Below are 19,387 nucleotides of genomic sequence, written 5' to 3' on the forward strand. Positions count from 1 at the left end.
CTTCAAGTCCATCGGCGGGGCCGCCGTTACGCGGAGTGCGAACGCGGCGGTCCGGGGCGCGGCGGACCACGCATCGGGTAGAGTGGATGCAACCGACGATAAGGGGGTCATCATGCAGCAGTTCGCGGTTTCGGCAGGCAACGAGGACGCCGAGCGTCTCCGCATGCTCACTCACGGCGCCTACGACGCGGCCTGCGTGCGCGAGATGGAGCGGCCGCTGCTGGACGACGGCGTGCCGCTGATGCGCATGGCGGCCGCGGCCGTCGCCGACGTGGCCGCCGGCATGCTGGACGACGAGGGCATCGGCCTGGAGGGGGCGCGCGTGGTGCTGCTGGCCGGCGCCGGGGACAACGGCGGCGACGGGCTGTTCGCGGCCGCGCGCCTCGCCGAGGGCGGCGCGAAGGTCACCGCCATCGCCGTGGGGCGTTCGCTGCACGAGGCCGGCTTCGCCGCGCTGGCGCGCTCCGGCGGCAAGGTGCTGGTGCTCGACCCGCAGTCGCGGATCCCGGGATGCTCGGCCGGGTTCTCGGCCGGCGAGGCCGGGGAGCGCTTCGAAAGCGCGGTGCGTCTGATTGGCCGCGCGCATCTGGTCGTCGACGCGATGATCGGCATCGGGCTGGACGGCGCGCTGCGGGGCATCCCGGCGTCGATCGCGTCGAGCGCCGGACTCGACGGCGTGCTGCCCGAACGCCCGGCCCTGGCCGATTACGAGACCTCGCGGCGCTTTCCGCTGGTGCTGGCCGTCGACATGCCGTCCGGCGTGGGCGTGGACGACGGCACGCTGCCCGGCGCGTACATCCCGGCCGACGTGACGGTGACCTTCGGCGCGCTGAAGCCGTGCGCCGCCATGCCTCCCGCCTGCTACGCGGCCGGGCGGCTGGTGCTGGTGGACCTCGGCTTCGACATCGCCGACGTCGAGCCGGCGATCGAGATCGCCGACGACGACCTGGCCGGCGACGCGGTGCGCCTGCCGCGGCTGAACGATTCGAAGTACTCGCGCGGCGTGGTCGGGCTGGTGACCGGCTCCGCGCGCTACCCCGGCGCCGCGGTGCTCACCGTCAAGGGCGCCTCCCGCGCGAACGCGGGCATGGTGCGCTACCTGGGGCCGCAGCGGGCGCAGGACATGGTGCTCGCCGCGCGGCCGGAGGCCGTGATCGGCAAGGGGCACGTGCAGGCGTGGGTCGTCGGCTCCGGCGTGCCCGCCGCGGCGGACGACCCCGACGGCGACGACCTGCAGCGCGAGACGATCCGCCGGCTGCTGGACCACTACGCGCTCGGCGAGTCGCAGGACGGCGACGACGAGACCTACGCCATGCCGCCGATCGTCGTGGACGCCGGCGCGCTGGATCTGCTGCCCGACCGCGTGCCCCCGCAGGTGCTGGTCACGCCGCACGCGGCCGAGCTGGCGCGGCTGCTGACCGGACTGGGCGAGCGGACCGAGACGGACGACGTGCTGGCCGAGCCCTGGCGCTACGCCCGCCTCGTCCACGAGCTGACCGGCGCGACCGTGCTGCTCAAGGGCGCCGTGACCGTCGTCGTCGGGCGCGAGGACGACGAGGTGCGCACCGTGGTCTCCGGCTCGGCGCCCGCCTGGCTGTCGACGGCCGGCGCCGGCGACGTGCTGGCGGGCATGCTCGGCGCGCTGCTCGCGCAGAACGGCGAGGACGTCGTCGCCGGGTACGGCCCGGGCATGGTCGACATCGCCGCGGCCGGCGCGTACCTGCACGGCATGGCCGCGGCCATCGCCTCCGAATCGGACCAGCGCGGCTGGCAGGCGCCGTCGGTGTACGGACAGCAGCGTCCGTCGCAGATGCCCTCGCTCGGACGGCCGATCATCGCCTCCGACCTGGTCGCGGCGATACCGCAGGCGTTCGAGGACGTCGTCCAGTAGCGGCTCGGTCCGGCGGCGCCCGGGCCTGGCACGCCGCATGCGGCGATTCGCCGGCGACGGTCCGGGCGCCGTCCGGTACGCCCGGACCGGCGGCGCGCGATACGGTAGACTGGCCGCATGAGCGAACACATCACCATCGCCGATGCCGTCGCGGCCCGTGCCGACGGCGCCCCCGTCACCGACGTCGTCTTCGATTTCTGCGGGGTCCTGCTCGACTGGAACACCCGCGCCTGCCTGCAGGGGCGTTTCCCCGACGAGACGGTCGACCGGATCTGCGCCGACGACGATCCGTGCGGCTTCTTCCGGTACGAGGACCGCATGGACGCGGGCGAGGACTTCGACGCCATCTGGCCCGATGTGGTGCGCGAGCAGGGCGAGCGGATCGCCGCGATCTTCAGGTACTACATCGGGCACTACGGCGACGCGCTGCCCCGCATGCTGCCCGGCATGGAGGCGCTGCTCGCCGACCTGCGGCGGGCCGGGTACGGCGTATGGGGGCTGACGAACTGGTCGCACGAGACCTTCCACATCGCCTTCGAGCGGTTCCCGTCGATCGAACGGCTGCTCGGCGGCACCGTCGTCTCCGGCGTGGAGAAGCTGCACAAGCCCGACGCGGCCATCTACCGGCTGGCGGAACGGCGATTCGGGCTGACGCCGGCGCGGACCGTCTTCTTCGACGACACGGCGCGCAACGTCGAGGGCGCGCGGGCCGTGGGCTGGCATGCGTTCAGGTTCGTCACGGCGGAGCGGGCGCGCGCCGACCTCGCGTCGCTGGGCGTCGTTCTGGACTAGCCGGCGGACGGTTCGTCTGCCGGCCGCCGGCATGCGGGGAGGCCGGGGCGGATCCGTTGCCCCTCCCTCCCCGACGAGGACGGGTCCCGGGGCGCGGATGCCTCGCGGACGTCCGATCCCCCCCGCGCCCCCGGCGAACGGACGGAAGAACTGCTATAAACGGTCGTATGACACTGCTGCAGCTCAAATACATCGTCAAGATCGTGGAGTGCGGGTCGATGAACGAGGCCTCGCACGAGCTCTACGTCTCCCAGCCCGCGCTCAGCGCCTCGGTGCGCGAGCTGGAGAAGGAGCTGGGCATCGAGATCTTCACCCGCTCGTCGCAGGGCATCGCGCTGACCGTCGACGGCGCGGAGTTCCTCACCTACGCGCGGCAGGTGCTCGACCAGGCGTCGCTGCTCGAGGAACGCTACAAGAACGCCAAGCCGCGCAAGCAGCTGTGCAGCGTGGCCACGCAGCACTACATGTTCGCCGTCGAGGCGTTCGTCGAGATGATCGGGTCGACGCAGTCCGACGAGTACGAGTTCACGCTGCGCGAGACCCGCACGCGCGACATCATCAACCAGGTGGCCAACCTGCAGTCCGAGATCGGCATCCTGTACCTGTCGGACTTCAACCGGCACGTGATCGGCAAGCTGCTGCGCGAGAAGCATCTGGAGTTCCACCCGCTGTTCCGCTCCGGGCTGCAGGTGTTCATCTCGCGCGACAACCCGCTGGCCGGGCGCGAGCGCGTCACGATGCAGGACCTCGAGCCGTACCCGTTCATCCAGTTCGAGCAGGGCGACGAGGGCAGCTTCTTCTTCGCCGAGGAGGCGGTCTGGCCCGAGTGCTCCCCCAAGCAGATCAACGTGACCGACCGCGCGACGATCCTCAACTTCATCATCGGGCTGAACGGCTACACGGTGTGCACCGGCATCGACAACGGCGACCTGAACAACGAGAAGATCGTCACCGTGCCGCTCGACTCCGACGAGACGATGCTGGTGGGGTGGATCACCAACGAACGCGCGCGGCTGTCGGCCGCCGCCGAGATGTATCTCGACAAGCTGCGCACCGTCGTGCGCCGGCACGGCCACGACGTCATCGACGGAGCCGCGCGATAGGCGGTTCTTGAGCGGCGGCATGGCGGCCTCATGCTTCGGCGTCGTCGGTGGGCGACCGAGGTGCTTGGCCGGCCCTTCCCCGAGGCGTGCGGCAGTCCCGTCAACCGCCATGCACGTCTCGGGCAACGGCAACGTGCAGCCGTGCGCCGGCGCCGTTGGGTCGCTGGGCCCGCTGAGCCGCCATACGCCTTGGGAAGAATGATGCGTGTTTCGGCAATGTGTAATCGGCTGTCGACAAGCATGCAATCACACATTGCCGAAACACGCATTGCACCGCCGTCGCGCCGACTTGAAAAGCCCGCAATATCGCCGATACGCATGGCTGTTATATGACGGTATATAACAGTAAGCTATACTGTTGTACACCGCCATATAACAGTGTGCTGAGGCCTGATTTTCCAACGGTTTCGCGCTCAGTGGATGCGTTTGGCGATGATGGAGGCCGCCTGGCTGGCGGCGGCCTCGCTCGGGCACGGCACCCGGCTGACGCGGCCGTCGATGGTCAGGGTGATCATGCTGCTGTCGGCCACGGCCTTCTGGATGCGGCGGTACGGCACGTTGATCTCGCCGCCGCCCACGGGGCTGCCGCCGCCGGAGCGCAGGCCCAGCCGGTAGTTCCTGGCCTCGATGTGGTCGTCGTACAGCCGCGCGTACGTCTTGCGCGACGTGGCGACGATCGAGAAGCCGAAGACGCCGTACACGACGAGCACGGCCATGACCGCGAGCATCAGGGCGTCGCCCCATCCGAACCCGCCGGTATCGAGCAGCATCATGGCCACCCCCATGACGCCCAGCGCGACGCACACGATCGAGAAGACCGTCATGGCCGTCACCTTCCTGCGATCGGTTCCGTGGCATTCGAACAGCGGCTGCTTCATACGCACCTCCATGGTCGTCGTGTATCCGTCCGATACGGTCAGGCTGCATTGTGGCACGCGAATGATGCCGTTGCATTACGAACATGTATCGTCGGCGGCACGCAGGGACCGCGGACGCCGGGCGGCCCGACCCGGCACATGGATCAGGCCGTTGCCAGCCAGTATCGGGCGCCGTCGTCGGCGCGCTCGACGATGCCGTAGTCGATGCCGTAGCGCCGCGTTTCGGCGACGTTGTCCACCAGCATCGCGAGCCTGGCGTTGAGCTCCGGCTCGGTCAGCCAACGACGCGGTCCGGTGTTGTCGAAGACCCGGGCATAGACCCGGCGCAGCAGCGCGATGCGTTCCGGTTCGTTCTGCGGCATGGCCGCGATGCGACGCATGCCCAGGATCCCGGACTCCCCCATCAGGTCCCCGAGCTTGTCCATCGCCTGACCCAGGCCGTCGACGGAGAAGCCGTCGCGGGCGTCCAGCCAGCTCAGCCGCGAGAGCGGTCCCTGCATCGCCGCGGCCCGTTCCTCGTCGGATCGCGCCTGCAGGACCGCGGCGAGCCGTTCCCTGAGTTTCGGCGTGCGCAGCACGCCGAGCAACATGCGGCATTCGCGTAGCGTTCGCTGGATGTCGTTCGATGTGGACATGAATCGCCTTCTCCCCCGGTGCGTTCGCTTGACGGTGTCCATCGTAGGGGGTCCCGCATGCGTCGTGCACGATTCGACCATATGACGGTCAAGGTTCGGACCGTCCGGTCGTGCCTGGACGCCGTGCGGCTGCATCGGCTGGCGATGGCGTCCGTTGGCGTATACGATGGTCCGTCGCATCGGTGCGAAGGCGTTATGACGCGGGCATGGCAAGGGCGCCGGCGGACCTGCGTTGGTCCACCGGCGCCCCAGTCATGCCGTATCCGTGCACGGGCCGCGGCGCGGACGTCCCCGGAACCGTCCGGACGCAATCCGCCCGCGCCCGCGGCCTCAGGCGCCGTACCGCGCCAGGTAGTCGTCGGCCGCGGCGGCGATCGCGTCGGTGACGTACGGCGTGCCGTCGGCGGTCATGATCGACCGTCCGGCGGCGAAGATCTCGCGCACGTTCGCGATCGCCACGACCGGGAAGCCGAATTCGGCCTCGACGGCCTTGACCGCGGACAGCTCCGAGTCCTTGGTGCGCTCCATGCGGTCCACGGACAGCACCAGCCCGACGATCTCGACGTCGGCCTCGGCCCTGAGCTTGGGCACGACCTCGCGCACGGCGGTGCCGGCGGTCATCACGTCGTCGACGAGCAGCACCTTCATGCCGTCCCTGAGCTGGGTGCCGACCATCATGCCGCCGTCGCCGTGGTCCTTCTTCTCCTTGCGGTCGAAGGTGTAGCCGACCTGCATGTCGTGGCCGGCGGTCAGCGCGATCGCGGTGGACACGGCCAGCGGGATGCCCTTGTACGCGGGGCCGAACACCGTGTCGATGTCGGCGGGCAGCGTGCCGGCGGCGATCTCGGCGGCGATCTTCTCGGCGTAGAACGCGCCGAGCATCGCGATCTTGCGGCCGTCGTCGAACGCGCCGGCGTTGATGAAGTACGGCGACTGGCGGCCCGACTTCAGCGTGAAGTCGCCGAATTTCAGGGCCTGCGACTGCAGCAGGAATTCGGTGAAGCGCAGGTCGAGCGCGGCGGTGTCGGTCATGTCGTATCCTTTCCGGTGTTCCGTGCCGCGGCCGGGCGGGCCGTCGTGGCCCCCGCCGGCCGCGGGATGCGTGATGTGGATGTATGGGTCGGCGGCGTCAGCGCCAGGTTTGGCCGGCGGCGAGCTTGGCGGCCAGTTCGGGGCGCGAGTCGAGCAGGTCGTCGAGCTCGCGGGCCACGCGCATCGGCGCGGTCGGGTCGACCAGCGCGGCGGCGCCGACCTCCACGGCGTTCGCGCCGGCGTACAGGAACTCCAGCGCCTTCTGCCCCGAGTCGATGCCGCCGATGCCGATGATCGGGATGTCCGGCAGCGCCTGGCGCACGCGCCACACGCAGGCCAGCGCGACCGGGAAGACGCACGGGCCGGAGACCCCGCCGGTGCGGTTGGCGATGATCGGCTCGCCGGTGCGGATGTCGATGCGCATGCCGACCAGCGTGTTGATCAGGCTCAGCGCGTCGGCGCCGGACTCCGCGGCCGCGCGCGCGATGGCGGCGATGTCGGTCACGTTCGGCGTGAGCTTGACGATCATCGGCTTCGAGGTGATCCTGCGCAGCCGCTCGATCAGCCGGGACAGCGCCACCGGGTCGGTGCCCACGCTCATGCCGCCGTGCGTCACGTTCGGGCAGCTGACGTTGATCTCCAGCATGTCGGCGGCCGAGTCGGCGAGCTTGGCGACGACCTCGGCGTAGTCGTCGTCGCTGTGGCCGGCCACGTTGGTGATCACCGTGGCGCCCATCTGCTTGAGCTTGGGCAGCTCGTCGACCAGATAGTGGTCGACGCCGGGGTTCTGCAGGCCGACGGCGTTGACCATGCCGCCCGGGCACTCCGCGGTGCGCGGGCCGGGGTTGCCCTCCCACGGCACCGGCGAGACGCCCTTGGTGCAGATCGCGCCCATCTGCGCGACGTCGTAGAACCAGCGGCACGCGGCCAGCTGGAACGTGCCGGAGGCGGTGCCCACAGGGTTCTTCCACGGCACGCCCGCCACGACGGTGCCATGCCGCCACTCGTGCGGCTCGTACACGTTGATGCGCGGCTCCCGCTGCATTGTCTCCATCGTCAGGCCTCCCATCCCAGCTGCTGCGCGGTGAACACCGGTCCGTCCGAACACACCTTCTTGCGGCCGTCGACGGTGTCGACGACGCAGGCGACGCAGGTGCCGTACCCGCATCCCATCCGTTGCTCCATGCTCAGCTGGCAGGGGATGCCGCGCTTCGTGGCCCACAGCGCCACGGCCTTCATCATCGGCGTCGGGCCGCACGACAGGATCACCGGGCGCAGTCCGTCGGCCCGCTCCCCCGTCAGCTCGCCCTCCATCCGGTCGAGCAGGGTGATGACGTTGCCCTCCGACTCGTCGATGCTGCGGGTGTCCACGTACCGCGAGACGAACCCGTCGGCGAAGCGGGCGTCGCGGTAGCCGAACACCGCGGTGGCCGCGCAGTCGCCGCGCTCGGACAGGCGCTGCGCCGCGTAGATCAGCGGCGGCACGCCGAGGCCGCCGCCGACGAGCACATAGTGCGCCGGCTCCTTGGTCGTAAACGAGCCGCCGAGCGGCCCGAGCACGTCGATGGCGTCGCCGGCGCGCATCCGCGCGAACTCGGCGGTCCCCTCGCCGACGACGGCGAAGATCAGCGTGACCAGTTCGCCGTCGACCTCGCTGACGCCGAAGGGGCGCGGCAGCATCCTCATCGGGTCGTGCGAGAACAGGTTGACGAACTGCGCGGGCCTGGCGTGGGCGGCGATGTACGGGTCACGGAACGTGAACCGCACAATGCCGGGCGCCAGTTCCTCGACTGCGGTGACCTCGACCGCGTGGCGGCCGGGGAAGTATCCGGCCGCCGTCGCCTGGGCGACGGTCGGGCTGAATGTGGCGGTGCTCATGGCTCTCCTTGTTCGGCTGGTGGTGCTGTGCTGTGAAAGTGTGGTGCCGCGGCGGCCGGCTACGGCATGACCGCGCGCAGGTCGTCGCGCATCGCGATGGCCGCGTCGCGGGCCGCGTCGGCCACGAGGGCCAGCGCCTCGTCGCCGCTCATCGACTCGCTGTAGCGCCCGGTCCTCTTCCAGGCGCCGATGATGCCGCGCGACGAGTTGACGATCGCGCCGGACCCGTCGGCGTCGAACATGCCGGCGACGTCGCGGGCGGTGCCGCCCTGCGCGCCGTACCCGGGCACGAGGAAGAACGTGTGCGGCATGCGGCGGCGCAGCGCGGCGCCCTCCTGCGGGTGCGTGGCGCCGACCACGGCGCCGACGCGCGAGTAGCCGCGGTCGCCGACGGTCGCGGCGCCCCAGCCCTCGACCAGGTCGGCCACATGCTCGTAGACGCGCCCGCCGTCGGCGAGCTCCAGCTCCTGGATCTCGCTGCTCGAGGGGTTCGAGGTGCGCACGAGCGCGAAGATGTCCTTGTCGGCGGCCTCGGCCGCCTCGACGAACGGGGTGATGCCGTCGGTGCCCAGGTACGGGTTCACCGTCACCGCGTCCTCGTGCCACGGGTCGAACGGCGGCTCGCCGCCGACGCCGGACAGGTGGCCCGCGTAGGCGGCCGCGGTCGAGCCGATGTCGCCGCGCTTGATGTCGCCGATCACGTACAGGCCCTGCGAGGCCGCGTACTCGCAGGTCATCGTGTAGGCGTCGACGCCGGCCGGGCCGAGCGCCTCGTACATCGCGATCTGCGGCTTGACGGCCGGCACCACGTCGGCGACCGCGTCGATGATCGCGCGGTTGAACTCGAAGTAGGCGACGGCGAGACGCGCCGCGGGGCGCTCCTGCGGGTCGTCGACCTCCTGCTCGATCTCGTCGGCGAATTCGGCGACGACCTGCGGCGGCACCAGCGCCTCGGTCGGGTCGAGGCCGACGACGCTGGGGTTCTGCGTCGCGGCGATCGCGTCAATGAGTCTGTCCATGTCTGCTCCTTTCCGGCCGTGCCTACAGTCTGCTGAAGACGAGTCGGGACCCGATGATCGTGGCCATCGGCCGGCCGGTCACCCGCCAGCCGCCGAACGGCGTGTTGCGCGCCTTGGAATGGAAGCGCTCCGGGTCGACGGTCCAGGCGCGCGCGGTGTCGAGGATCGCCAGGTTCACCGATTCGGGGTGCTCGACCCTGCGCAGGTCCAGCGTGCGCTTGGTCGCGCAGGCGCTGCCGGTGTTCAGCAGTCCGGCGACGTCGGTGGGCGTATGGCCCATCAGGCGCATCGGCGCGACGGCCATCAGCTCGATCAGGCGGCGCTCGGAGATGTAGCCGCCGTCGACGAGCTCCCTGTGGCACACGCCGTACGCGCATTCCAGGCCGATGATGCCGTTCGGCGCGGCCTCGAGCCCGGCGTTCTTCTCGTCCATCGTGTGCGGGGCGTGGTCGGTGGCGATCAGGTCGACCGTTCCGTCCGCGATGGCGGCGATGACGGCCTGGCGGTCGGCGGCGGAGCGCAGCGGCGGGTTCATCTTGGCCAGCGGGCCGTATTCGAGGATCGCCTCGTCGCTCAGCGCGATGTAGTGCGGCGCGGTCTCGCAGGTGATCGGCAGCCCCTCGGCCTTGGCCCGGCGGATCGCCTCGAACGAGCCGGCGGTGCTGACGTGCTGGAAGTGCACGTGCGTGCCGGTGCGGCGGGCCGCCTCGATGTCGCGCGCGACGATGCGCAGCTCGGTGTCCTCCGGGATGCCCGGCAGGCCGAGCCGGCGCGAGACCGGGCCCTCGTTGATGAAGCCGGTGTCGTGGTGCTCGCAGTGCTCGATCAGGTACAACCCGGCGTCCTTGACGCGGCGCAGCACCTCGTCGAGGATCGCGTCCGGCACGGCCGAGCCGTCGTCGCTCACCGCGGTCACCGGATGCTCGACCGCGCGGCCGCGCTGCCGGGCGACGACGCCGGCCAGGTCGGTCGGCTCGCCGCCGGCGCGGCCCTTCGAGGCGCACACGCACAGGTCGTACGCCACCGGCAGCGCGACGCCGTGGTCCTGCTCGTAGTGCCGCAGGAAGTCGATGACGTCGCCGCGGCCCATCGCCAGCACCTCGTCGGCGCCGGGCCCGCCGGCGGCCACCGGCTCGCCGTCCATCGCGGGCACGGTGTTGGGCATGATGAGCACGTTGGTGTACCCGCCGGAGGCCGCGGCCGCGCAGCCGGAGACCATCGTCTCCTTGGCGGTCTGGCCCGGGTCGCGGAAGTGCACGTGCGGGTCGGCGAGGCCGGGCGCGACCGTCAGCCCGGTCGCGTCGATGCGGACGTCGCCGTCGGCCCCGGCCGCGGGCAGCGGGGTGTCGGGGTCGGTCAGCGGATGGTCTACGGTGCCGGGCAGCACGAGGTCGATGACCTCGCCGGTGTCCCACACCCTGACGTCGTGCAGTGTGATCATGGTCGTGTCGCTTTCGTGGGTTGCTGGTCGGGTCGGCGCCGCGCCTACAGCTTGGCTTCCTCGTCGCAGTAGTCGCAGCGGTACTCCTGGCGTCCGGAGTGCGCCAGGTGGAACATCTGGTCGATGCCGCGCTCGGTCGTCGTCACGCAGCGCGGGTTCGCGCAGGTGATGACGTTGACGACGTGCTCGGGCAGGTGCGGCTGCACCTTGTCGACGATGGCGCCGCCGCGCACGATGTCGACGGTCGCCTCGCGCGCCACGAGGCCCAGCACGTCGAGGTCGATGTCCTCCACGTCCTCGATCTTGATGATGTCCTTCGAGCCGTGGCGCCGGCTGGTGGTGTTCATGATGAGCGCCAGCCGCGTCTTGGCCGGGTCGATCTTGAGATACTGCAGCACCTTGAGCGCCGTGCCGGCGGGCACGTGGTCGATGATGATGCCGTCCTGGATGCTGGTGACCTCCATCAGGCCTGCACCTCCTTGGGTTCGAGCGGGACGTATCCGGGCAGGTCGTCGCCGATGACCGAGCTCATCAGCGCCATGCGCATGAGCATGCCGTTCTTGACCTGTTCGAAGTAGGCGGCGCGCGGGTCGTCGTCGACCTCGACGGCGATTTCGTTGACGCGCGGCAGCGGGTGCAGCACGGCCATCTCGGGGCGGGCCAGCGCGAGCTTGGACTCGTCGAGGATGTACGTGTCGCGCAGGCGCAGGTAGTCGTCCTCGTTGAAGAAGCGCTCCTTCTGCACACGGGTCATGTACAGCGCGTCCAGGTCGCCGATCACCGAGACCAGGTCGCGCACCTCCACGTACGAGCACGACGGCGTCGCGTCGATGCGGTCGAGCACGTACTGCGGGGTGCGCAGCTCATCCGGGCTGATGAGCACGAAGCGCACGTTGCCGAACCGGCACAGCGTCTCGATCAGCGAGTGCACGGTGCGTCCGAAGGTCAGGTCGCCGCACAGGCCGATGGTCAGGTCGGTGACGCGGCCGAAGCGCGACTGCAGCGTGGCCAGGTCGGCCAGCGTCTGCGTGGGGTGCATGTGGCCGCCGTCGCCGGCGTTGACGACCGGGACCGAGGCGGCGCGGGAGGCGACCAGCGCCGCGCCCTCCTTGGGGTGGCGGATGGCCACGACGTCGACGTAGTTCGACACGGTCTTGAGCGTGTCGGCGATCGACTCGCCCTTGGTCACCGAGGCGAGCTGGGCGCCGGCGAAGCCGATGACCTTGCCGCCCAGCCGCAGCATCGCGGTCTCGAAGCTCAGGCGAGTGCGCGTGCTCGGCTCATAAAACAACGTGGCGAGCACCCGTCCGTCACAGGTGTGCGCCACGTCCTTGCGATGGGAATCGATATATGTCGCTTTGCGGATCAGATCCGTGATCTGGGGAATGGAAAGATCGTCGAGCGTGATCACGCTTCTGCCGACCATCGGCGTCTCGACGGCCGGTTCGGATGCTCGGGACAACGGCACACCTTTCGTGAGTGAATCGGACAAGGCGGCCACATCAGTGACCTATCCGACTATAGACCGTTTTTGCGACACCTCGGTGCCACCGAGTGTTCACCGGTGTCGCGGCCGCGCGACCGGCGGGGGCATGCCGCGCGGCCGCGGCGGCGCTCAGCCCTCCATACCGTAGAACAGGCGCCCCATCACGTCGCGGGCCTTGCGCATCACGCCGAGCAGGTCGTTCTCGAACACCTGGCCGCGGTGGGCGTCGTAGCCGAGGTAGACGGCCACGCCGCCCAGCGAGTACACGTCGTCGGGCAGGATGTCCGCCTGGTTGGCGCGGCCGTTCCACAGGTAGTTGCCGTTGCGCGCGGCCGTGCACAGCCGCCACGCCTCGCGCAGCTGGCCCGCGTCCTCGGGGCCTATCAGCCCGAGCCGCTCCAGCTCGCCGAGCGCGCCGAGCGTCGAGTTCACGCGCAGCTCCTCGTGCCGGCCCGCATGCTCGAGCTGCAGCAGCTGCACGGTCCACTCCACGTCGCTCAGACCGCCCTTGCCGAGCTTGAGATGGCGTTCGCGGCGCACGCCGCGCGGCAGCCGCTCCGATTCCATCCGGGCCTTGAGCCTGCGGATCTCGCCCAGCTCGGCCTGAGTCAGCGGGCGGTCCGGGTAGCGCAGCGGGTCGGCGATGTTCTCCAGGAAGTCGCGCGCCAGGTCGGGGTCGCCGGCCGCGTGGCGGGCGCGCAGCAGCGCCTGGTGCTCCCAGGTGCTCGCCCACGAGGCGTAGTACTCCCGGCAGGATTCGTAGGAGCGGATCAGCGGGCCGTTCTTGCCCTCGGGCCGCAGGTCCAGGTCGAGTTCGATCTTCTGCTCGAGCGTGGTCGGGCCCTGCAGGATCTGGCGGAGCGCGTCGGTCACCTTGCGGGCGAACCGGTTGGCCGTCGCGTCGTCGGCGTCGTCGGGCCGGTAGACGAGCATCGCGTCGGCGTCGGAGCTGAAGTTCACCTCGCGCCCGCCGTAGCGGCCCATCGCGATGACGGCGATGGCCGCGGGCGCCCGGTCCAGTCCGTCCTGTTCGATCCGGTCGCGCACCGCCCACGCCAGCGCGGCGTCGATGATCGCGTCGTACACGTCGGTCATGCCGTGCAGGCTGGCCTCCCCGTCGATGACGCCGTTCATCCACCCCAGTCCGATGCGCTCGATCTCGTGGCGGCGCATCGCGCGCACCGAGGTGGCGAAGTCGCGCATGTCGTGCGCGTTGCGCTCCAGCGTCGCGCGGCACTGCACGTCCAGGCTCTCCCGGGTGCGCGGGCGCAGCGCCTCGTCGTCGCCCAGCCAGGTGACCGACTCCACGGACTTGTTCAGCGCGTCGCCGAGGAATCGCGAGTTCGACAGCACGTGGCACAGGCGCTGCGCGGCCGACGGCGAGTCGCGCAGGAAGCCCAGGTACCTGCTCTCCTCGCCGAAGTGCTCCTCCAGCCTTCGCCAGCCCAGCAGACCCATGTCCGGGTTCTGCCCCTCGCCGAGCCACTGCAGCGCGGCCGGCAGGATGATGCGGTTGATCTTCGCCGCGCGCGAGATGCCGTTGGTCAGCGCGCCGACGTGGCGCATCGCGGCGTCCGGGTCCTCGAACCCGATGGACGAGAACCGCTCGTGCATCGCCTGGTCGGACAGCTGGATCTCCTCGTCGTCGAGCTGCGCGCTGATCGGCAGCATCGGCCGGTAGTAGATGTCCAGGTGCAGGTGGCGCACCTCGCGGCGCGTCTCGTCGTACTGGGCCACCAGCTCCTCGGGGTGCATCCGGAAGGCGCGCGCCAGCCGGCGCAGCTCGGGGTTGCGGTTCAGCTCGTCGACGCTTGCCTCGCGCTTGCGCTCCAGCCCGCCCGTGCTCGCCGCGCCGAGGTCGGGGAACAGATGGGTGCGCTTGAGCGCCCACATCTGCTGGCGGTGCTCGAGCACGCGCTCGAAGCGGTAGTCCCACGACAGGCGCACGGCCTGCTTGCGCGAGACGTAGCCGCCGTCGGACAGGGCCTTGAGCGATTCGAGCGTGGAGCGGGTGCGCAGCGACTCGTCGGCGCGGCCGTGCACGAGCTGGAGCATCTGCACGGTGAACTCCACGTCGCGCAGACCGCCCTTGCCGAGCTTGATCTCGCGGTCCTTGAGGTTCGCGGGGATGAGGTTCTCCACGCGCCGGCGCATCGCCTGGCAGTCGTTGACGAAGTTGTCGCGCCTGGAGGCCGACCACACGAACGGGCGGGTCATGTCCATGTACGCCCGGCCGAGCTCGGGGTCGCCGGCCACCGGTCGCGCCTTGAGCAGCGCCTGGAACTCCCAGTTCTCGGCCCACTGCTCGTAATAGCCGCGGTGCGACTCCAGCCGGCGCACCAGCGGGCCGTCCTTGCCCTCGGGGCGCAGGCCGCCGTCGATCTGCCACAGCGCCGGCTCGGCCACGCCCATGATCACCGACTGGCACACGCGCTGCAGCGTGGTCGCCATCTTCGTGCCGATGCGCGTCAGCGTCGTCGTATCGACGTCGTCGGCCGGCTCCACGACGTAGATCAGGTCGACGTCCGAGACGTAGTTGAGCTCCTGCGCGCCGAGCTTGCCCATGCCGATGACGGCGAAGCGGCAGCGTTCGCTGCCGGCGACCTCGTGCCGGGCGATGGCCAGCGCGCCCTCGAGCGCCGCGTCGGCCAGGTCGGACAGCGCGCGGCTGACCTGCGGCTGCACGCTGATCGGTTCGGCCGCGGTGACGTCCATCGCCATGACGGCGGCGAGCTGCCTGTGATAGGCGGCGCGCAGACCGGTGGCGGCCTGCGCGATCGGGAGCGAGGCGACGGGCGCGGCGTCGCCCGGATCGGCGCCGACGGCGGTAAGGATGTGCGCGCGGCGTTCGGCGGCGCCGAAGTGCCGGCTGCCGCAGCGGTCGATCGAGGCCGCCTCGACGAGTTCGGGGCGGAAGCGCATCATCTTGCCCATCGCGTCGGAGGCGCCCAGCACGGTCATCAGCCGGCCAAACGCCGGCTCGTCCGGCAGGATGTCCATCAGGCGGGACTGCTGGCTCTGCTGGGCGAGCACGATGTCGGTCAGGTTGCGCAGCGCGGTGTCGGGGTCGCAGGCGTTGCCGAGCGCGCGCAGCGCCAGGCCCAGCCGCTGGTCGTCCAGGCCGGCGCGGCGCAGCTCGTCGAAGCTGCGGCGAGCCTGGTCCAGATCCTGCAGTCCCGCGTGGATGAGGTCGCGGACGGTGACGGTGAATCCTGCTGAAGAGTCCATGGGTTCCAATGTACCCGGTCGAAGCCGCTCGAACGGGCGCGCATCTCACCGTCGGGGCGCCGCGTCGGGGGTGCCCCGACGGTCATCGCCCGCCGCGGGGGCGCGCGGGCGCGCTGCCGCGGGTCAGTGGAACAGCCCCTTGACGTTGGCCCAGATGCGGCGGGTGACGCCAGGGTGGTTCATCGTGTACAGGTGGATGCCGTCGACCCCGCGGGCGACCAGGTCGGCGATCTGCTCGGAGGCGTAGATGATGCCGGCCTCCCGGAGCGTGGCCGGGTCGTCGCCCCACCGGTCGAGCATGACCGCCAGCCGCTCGGGGACCTTGGAGGAGCACATGCCGGTCATGCGGCGCACCGAGGCGGCGTTGGTCACCGGCATGATGCCCGCCTCGATCGGCACGTCGATGCCGGCGGCGCGGGCCTTGTCGAGGAATCGCAGGAAGTCCCGGTCGTCGTAGAACAGCTGCGAGATCAGATGCGAGGCGCCGGCGTCCACCTTGAGCCTGAGGTGGGCGATGTCCTCGTCGAGGTCCCTGGACTGCGGGTGGCACTCCGGGTAACAGGCGCCGTACACCGCCATCTCGGGGTGCGTGCGGCGGATGTAGGCGGCCAGGTCGCTGGCGTGGTGGAACACGCCGGCCGGCTCGCGCTCCGGATTGCGGTCGCCGCGCAGCGCCAGCACGGCGGCGACCTTGGCCTGGACGAACATGTCGAGCGCCTCGTCGGCCTGCTCGCGCGTGAGGTACTGGCAGGTCAGGTGCGCGACGGCGGGGATGCCGTACTCGGTGCGGATCGTGTTGGCGATGCGCGCGGTGGCGGTGCGGTCCGACTGCTTGCCGGTGCCGTAGGTCACCGAGATGAACGCCGGGTCGACGCCCCGCAGGCCGTCGAGCGTGTCGTAGATCGTGCCGACGGGGGCGGTGCGCTTGGGAGGGAAGACCTCCAGGGAGAACAGGGGCTTGGTCATGGTGGAAGGCTTTCTGTCGTGGTCCGGGAACGGGCCGGGTCCCCGGCGGCGCGTCGCGTCGCGGCGGGGACCCGGCTGCTTGTGGCTTGCTGCGGATGGTCAGCGGGCGGCCAGGCGGGCGCGCACGGCGCGCGTGGCCTCGACCATGTGCTCCAGGCTCGGCCAGGTCTCCTCGTTGCCGCGGGTCTTCAGGCCGCAGTCCGGGTTGATCCACACCTTGGAGGCGTCCATCTTCGCCAGGATCTGGTCGATGCGCTCGACGATCTCGTCGGTCGAGGGGATGCGCGGGCTGTGGATGTCGTAGACGCCCGGGCCCGCCTCGGTCTCGAAGTTCGCGTCGTGGATGGCGTCGAGCACCACCAGGTCGCCGCGCGAGGCCTCGAAGGAGATCACGTCGGCATCCATCGCGTCGATGTCGCGTATGATGTCGTTGAACTCCGAGTAGCACATGTGCGTATGGATCTGCGTGGTCGGCCTGACGGCCGAATGCACCAGGCGGAACGCGGGGATCGCCCAGTCGAGGTAGCGCGCGTGCCAGTCGGAGCGGCGCAGCGGCAGCTTCTCGCGCAGGGCCGCCTCGTCGATCTGGATGACGCGGATGCCGGCGGCCTCCAGGTCGAGCACCTCGTCGCGGATGGCGAGGGCCAGCTGCTGCGTCTGCAGCTCGTGGGAGACGTCCTCGCGCGGCCACGACCAGTTCAGGATCGTCACCGGGCCGGTGAGCATGCCCTTGACCACGCGGTCGGTGCGGCTCTGCGCGTAGGAGCTCCAGCCGACGGTGATCGGCTCGCGGCGCGAGACGTCGCCCCACACGATCGGCGGCTTGACGCAGCGGGTGCCGTAGGACTGCACCCAGGCGTTGCGGGTGAACAGGAAGCCGTTGAGCCGCTGGCCGAAGTACTCCACCATGTCGTTGCGCTCGAACTCGCCGTGCACGAGCACGTCCAGGCCGATGCCCTCCTGGCGGGCGATGACCTCGTCGATCCGGTCGCGGATGAAGGCGTCGTAGTCCTCGCGGTTCAGCTCGCCCTTGCGCAGGCGGGCGCGCGCGGCGCGGACCTCGGCGGTCTGCGGGAACGAGCCGATCGTCGTGGTCGGCAGCAGCGGCAGGCCCAGCGCCTCGCGCTGCCGGCGCTGGCGTTCGGCGCGGGCCGGCCGGCGGACGAAGTCGTCGTCGGTCAGCGCGGCGAGGCGGGCGGCCACCGCCTGGTCCGGGGCCACGCGCGTGCCGTCGAACAGCGCCTGGTTGGCCGCCAGCGCCTCGGAGGCGCGCTTGGCGTCCTCGTCGGCGTCGGCCAGCTCGGCGATCTCGCGCACCTCGCCCAGCTTCTCCGCGGCGAACGCGAAGTGACGGCGCACGTCGTCGCCCAGCCCGTCCTCGCCGGCGGTGCTGAACGGCACGTGCAGCAGCGAGCAGGCGGTGGCCACGGCGACGTTCGGGGTGACCCTCCGCAGCGCGTCGACCAGGCCGAGGCTGGCCGCATAGTCGTTGCGCCAGATGTTGCGGCCGTTGACGACGCCGGCGAACAGCACGGTGGACTCCCCCGCGCCGTACTTGCCGACGGCGGCCAGGTTCTCGTCGCGCCCCTCGATCAGGTCCAGGCCGATGCCGTCGAAGCCGAGCAGGACGACCGTCTCGTACACGTCGGCGATGTGGCCGAAGTAGGTGTTGAGCAGCACCTTGACGCCGTCGGCGCGCGCGGGCAGGATCTTCGTGTACAGCGACTTGAACAGCTCGACGTCGCCCGGCTCCTTGTCGAGCACCAGGTACGGCTCGTCGAACTGGATCCAGGTGGCGCCCAGCTCGGCGAAGCGGGTCAGCGCCTGGGCGTAGGCCTGCGCCACGGCGTTGATCAGGCCGCGGTCGAAGGTCAGCGGCTCCGCCTTGGCGTTGCGGGCGAGCTTGAGGAAGGTGTACGGGCCGACGAGGACCGGCTTGGTGTGGATGCCCAGCGCCTTGGCCTCCTCGAACTCGTCGAAGGGCTTGGTGCCGTTGAGCCGGATGTCGGTGGCGTCGTCGATCTCCGGGACCAGGTAGTGGTAGTTGGTCGTGAACCACTTCTTCATCGGCAGCGCGGTGACGTCGCCCTTGTCGCCCTGATAGCCGCGCGCCATCGCGAACAGCGTGTCCTCGGGGTCGGCGAAGGCGAGGCGCGCGTAGCGCTGCGGCACCGCGTTGAGCAGGATCGCGGTGTCCAGGACCTGGTCGTAGTAGCTGAAGTCGTTGCTCGGGATCAGGTCGATGCCGGCATCGGCCTGCAGGCGCCAGTGGCGCTCGCGCAGCCGCCTGGCGGTCGCGCGCACCTCGTCGAGACCGTGCCGGCCCTTCCAGTACCCCTCGATCGACTTCTTGAGCTCGCGGTCGCCGCCGATGCGCGGGAATCCGGACACGGATGTCAATGCGGTCATGCTTCCTCCTGATGATGGGCGGCGGCGCGGGCATCCGGCGTCTCGAACGGGCCGGGGCCGGCCGAGACGCCGGGCGGTCCGGCGGCGCCGGTCCGGGTCGGACCGTCGTGCGGGCCGTTCGGGGCGATGGGCGCGCTGCCGCATGGTTCGCCACGATTGCGTCGCGGCAAGATTATCAGAGAAACCTTGCTTATAAGGCATCAGGAGAATTTGAGTGTCGTTATAAATTTGATTTATAACGTTTGGTGGGACGGAAGCGTGTCGTATCGCAGGGATGTGCGGAATCCCCGGAACGGATTCCAAGGTGCACCGTTCCGTACCCTCGTGGCAAGCAACCACCGGGAGCCGATTCCGGGGTGCGTCGTGTCCGCATCCGTGGCACGGAACCTCCTGTAATCGATTCTGGATGGCTGTGCTACACCTTTTCGTGGTACGGAACCTGTGGAAAACGATTCTGGACGGCACCGTACCGTACCTCCGCGGTACGGAACCTCCAGGAGTCTGTCTTGTTTCGGCGGATGGTTGACGGGTGTCTTGGGGCATGGTTGACGCTTGTCCTGGGGCATGGTTGACGGTGGTGGTGTGGTTGTGTCATGGATACACAACGACAGCATCCCGGCGTGCACGCC

The 19,387-nt window shown here is 70.2% G+C and carries 15 protein-coding genes; 3 read left to right on the top strand and 12 right to left on the bottom strand.

The window, feature by feature from the left end; all coding sequences use genetic code 11:
- Positions 1 to 112: 112 nt before the first annotated feature.
- The 3 genes from KIH73_RS04950 (at position 113) to KIH73_RS04960 (ending at position 3,786) form a co-directional block, all read left to right on the top strand.
- Entirely contained in the window at positions 113 to 1,891 is a 1,779-nt protein-coding gene (locus tag KIH73_RS04950; protein ID WP_219081170.1) for a bifunctional ADP-dependent NAD(P)H-hydrate dehydratase/NAD(P)H-hydrate epimerase, read from the top strand.
- Positions 1,892 to 2,008: 117 nt separating this feature from the next.
- A complete protein-coding gene (locus KIH73_RS04955) occupies positions 2,009 to 2,683 on the top strand; it encodes an HAD family hydrolase (RefSeq protein ID WP_219081172.1) in 675 nt (224 codons plus the stop codon).
- A gap of 167 nt (positions 2,684 to 2,850) precedes the next feature.
- A complete protein-coding gene (locus KIH73_RS04960; RefSeq protein WP_219081174.1) occupies positions 2,851 to 3,786 on the top strand; it encodes a LysR family transcriptional regulator in 936 nt (311 codons plus the stop codon).
- 413 nt (positions 3,787 to 4,199) lie between these two features.
- Here KIH73_RS04960 and KIH73_RS04965 read toward each other — a convergent pair whose 3' ends face one another.
- The 12 genes from KIH73_RS04965 to metE all read right to left on the bottom strand — a co-directional run bounded on the left by KIH73_RS04965 (position 4,200) and on the right by metE (position 18,758).
- A complete protein-coding gene (locus KIH73_RS04965) occupies positions 4,200 to 4,664 on the bottom strand; it encodes a hypothetical protein (RefSeq protein WP_219081177.1) in 465 nt (154 codons plus the stop codon).
- Between the two features lie 143 nt (positions 4,665 to 4,807).
- A complete protein-coding gene (locus tag KIH73_RS04970; protein ID WP_219081179.1) occupies positions 4,808 to 5,299 on the bottom strand; it encodes a DUF2087 domain-containing protein in 492 nt (163 codons plus the stop codon).
- 330 nt (positions 5,300 to 5,629) lie between these two features.
- Entirely contained in the window at positions 5,630 to 6,331 is a 702-nt protein-coding gene (gene pyrE, locus KIH73_RS04975; RefSeq protein WP_219081181.1) for an orotate phosphoribosyltransferase, read from the bottom strand.
- Between the two features lie 97 nt (positions 6,332 to 6,428).
- Positions 6,429 to 7,400 (bottom strand): dihydroorotate dehydrogenase, encoded by a 972-nt coding sequence (locus KIH73_RS04980; RefSeq protein ID WP_219081183.1) that lies wholly within the window; start codon positions 7,398 to 7,400, stop codon positions 6,429 to 6,431.
- A complete protein-coding gene (locus KIH73_RS04985) occupies positions 7,388 to 8,209 on the bottom strand; it encodes a dihydroorotate dehydrogenase electron transfer subunit (protein WP_219081185.1) in 822 nt (273 codons plus the stop codon). Before KIH73_RS04985 ends, KIH73_RS04980 begins: the two co-directional genes overlap by 13 nt.
- Before the next feature lie 59 nt (positions 8,210 to 8,268).
- On the bottom strand, positions 8,269 to 9,228 hold the full coding sequence (gene pyrF, locus KIH73_RS04990) for an orotidine-5'-phosphate decarboxylase (protein WP_219081187.1): 960 nt from the start codon (positions 9,226 to 9,228) through the stop codon (positions 8,269 to 8,271).
- 22 nt (positions 9,229 to 9,250) lie between these two features.
- Positions 9,251 to 10,669 (bottom strand): dihydroorotase, encoded by a 1,419-nt coding sequence (locus KIH73_RS04995; protein WP_219081190.1) that lies wholly within the window; start codon positions 10,667 to 10,669, stop codon positions 9,251 to 9,253.
- A 44-nt stretch (positions 10,670 to 10,713) separates the two neighbouring features.
- Positions 10,714 to 11,133 carry an aspartate carbamoyltransferase regulatory subunit gene (locus KIH73_RS05000; protein ID WP_219081192.1) on the bottom strand — a complete coding sequence of 140 codons (420 nt, stop codon included), beginning with the start codon at positions 11,131 to 11,133 and terminating at the stop codon, positions 10,714 to 10,716.
- Positions 11,133 to 12,095, bottom strand: a complete 963-nt coding sequence (gene pyrB / locus KIH73_RS05005) for an aspartate carbamoyltransferase (RefSeq protein WP_219081217.1) — start codon at positions 12,093 to 12,095, stop codon at positions 11,133 to 11,135. Before pyrB ends, KIH73_RS05000 begins: the two co-directional genes overlap by 1 nt.
- 189 nt (positions 12,096 to 12,284) lie before the next feature.
- Entirely contained in the window at positions 12,285 to 15,383 is a 3,099-nt protein-coding gene (locus KIH73_RS05010) for a bifunctional [glutamine synthetase] adenylyltransferase/[glutamine synthetase]-adenylyl-L-tyrosine phosphorylase (RefSeq protein WP_219081193.1), read from the bottom strand.
- A gap of 123 nt (positions 15,384 to 15,506) precedes the next feature.
- Positions 15,507 to 16,349: a methylenetetrahydrofolate reductase [NAD(P)H] gene (metF, locus tag KIH73_RS05015; protein WP_219081195.1), complete on the bottom strand. Its 843-nt coding sequence runs from the start codon at positions 16,347 to 16,349 to the stop codon at positions 15,507 to 15,509.
- A 99-nt stretch (positions 16,350 to 16,448) separates the two neighbouring features.
- A complete protein-coding gene (gene metE / locus KIH73_RS05020) occupies positions 16,449 to 18,758 on the bottom strand; it encodes a 5-methyltetrahydropteroyltriglutamate--homocysteine S-methyltransferase (RefSeq protein WP_219081197.1) in 2,310 nt (769 codons plus the stop codon).
- Between the last annotated feature and the right edge of the window lie 629 nt (positions 18,759 to 19,387).

Origin of the sequence: Bifidobacterium phasiani, from assembly GCF_019331775.1 — a bacterium.
GTDB lineage: Bacteria > Actinomycetota > Actinomycetes > Actinomycetales > Bifidobacteriaceae > Bifidobacterium > Bifidobacterium phasiani.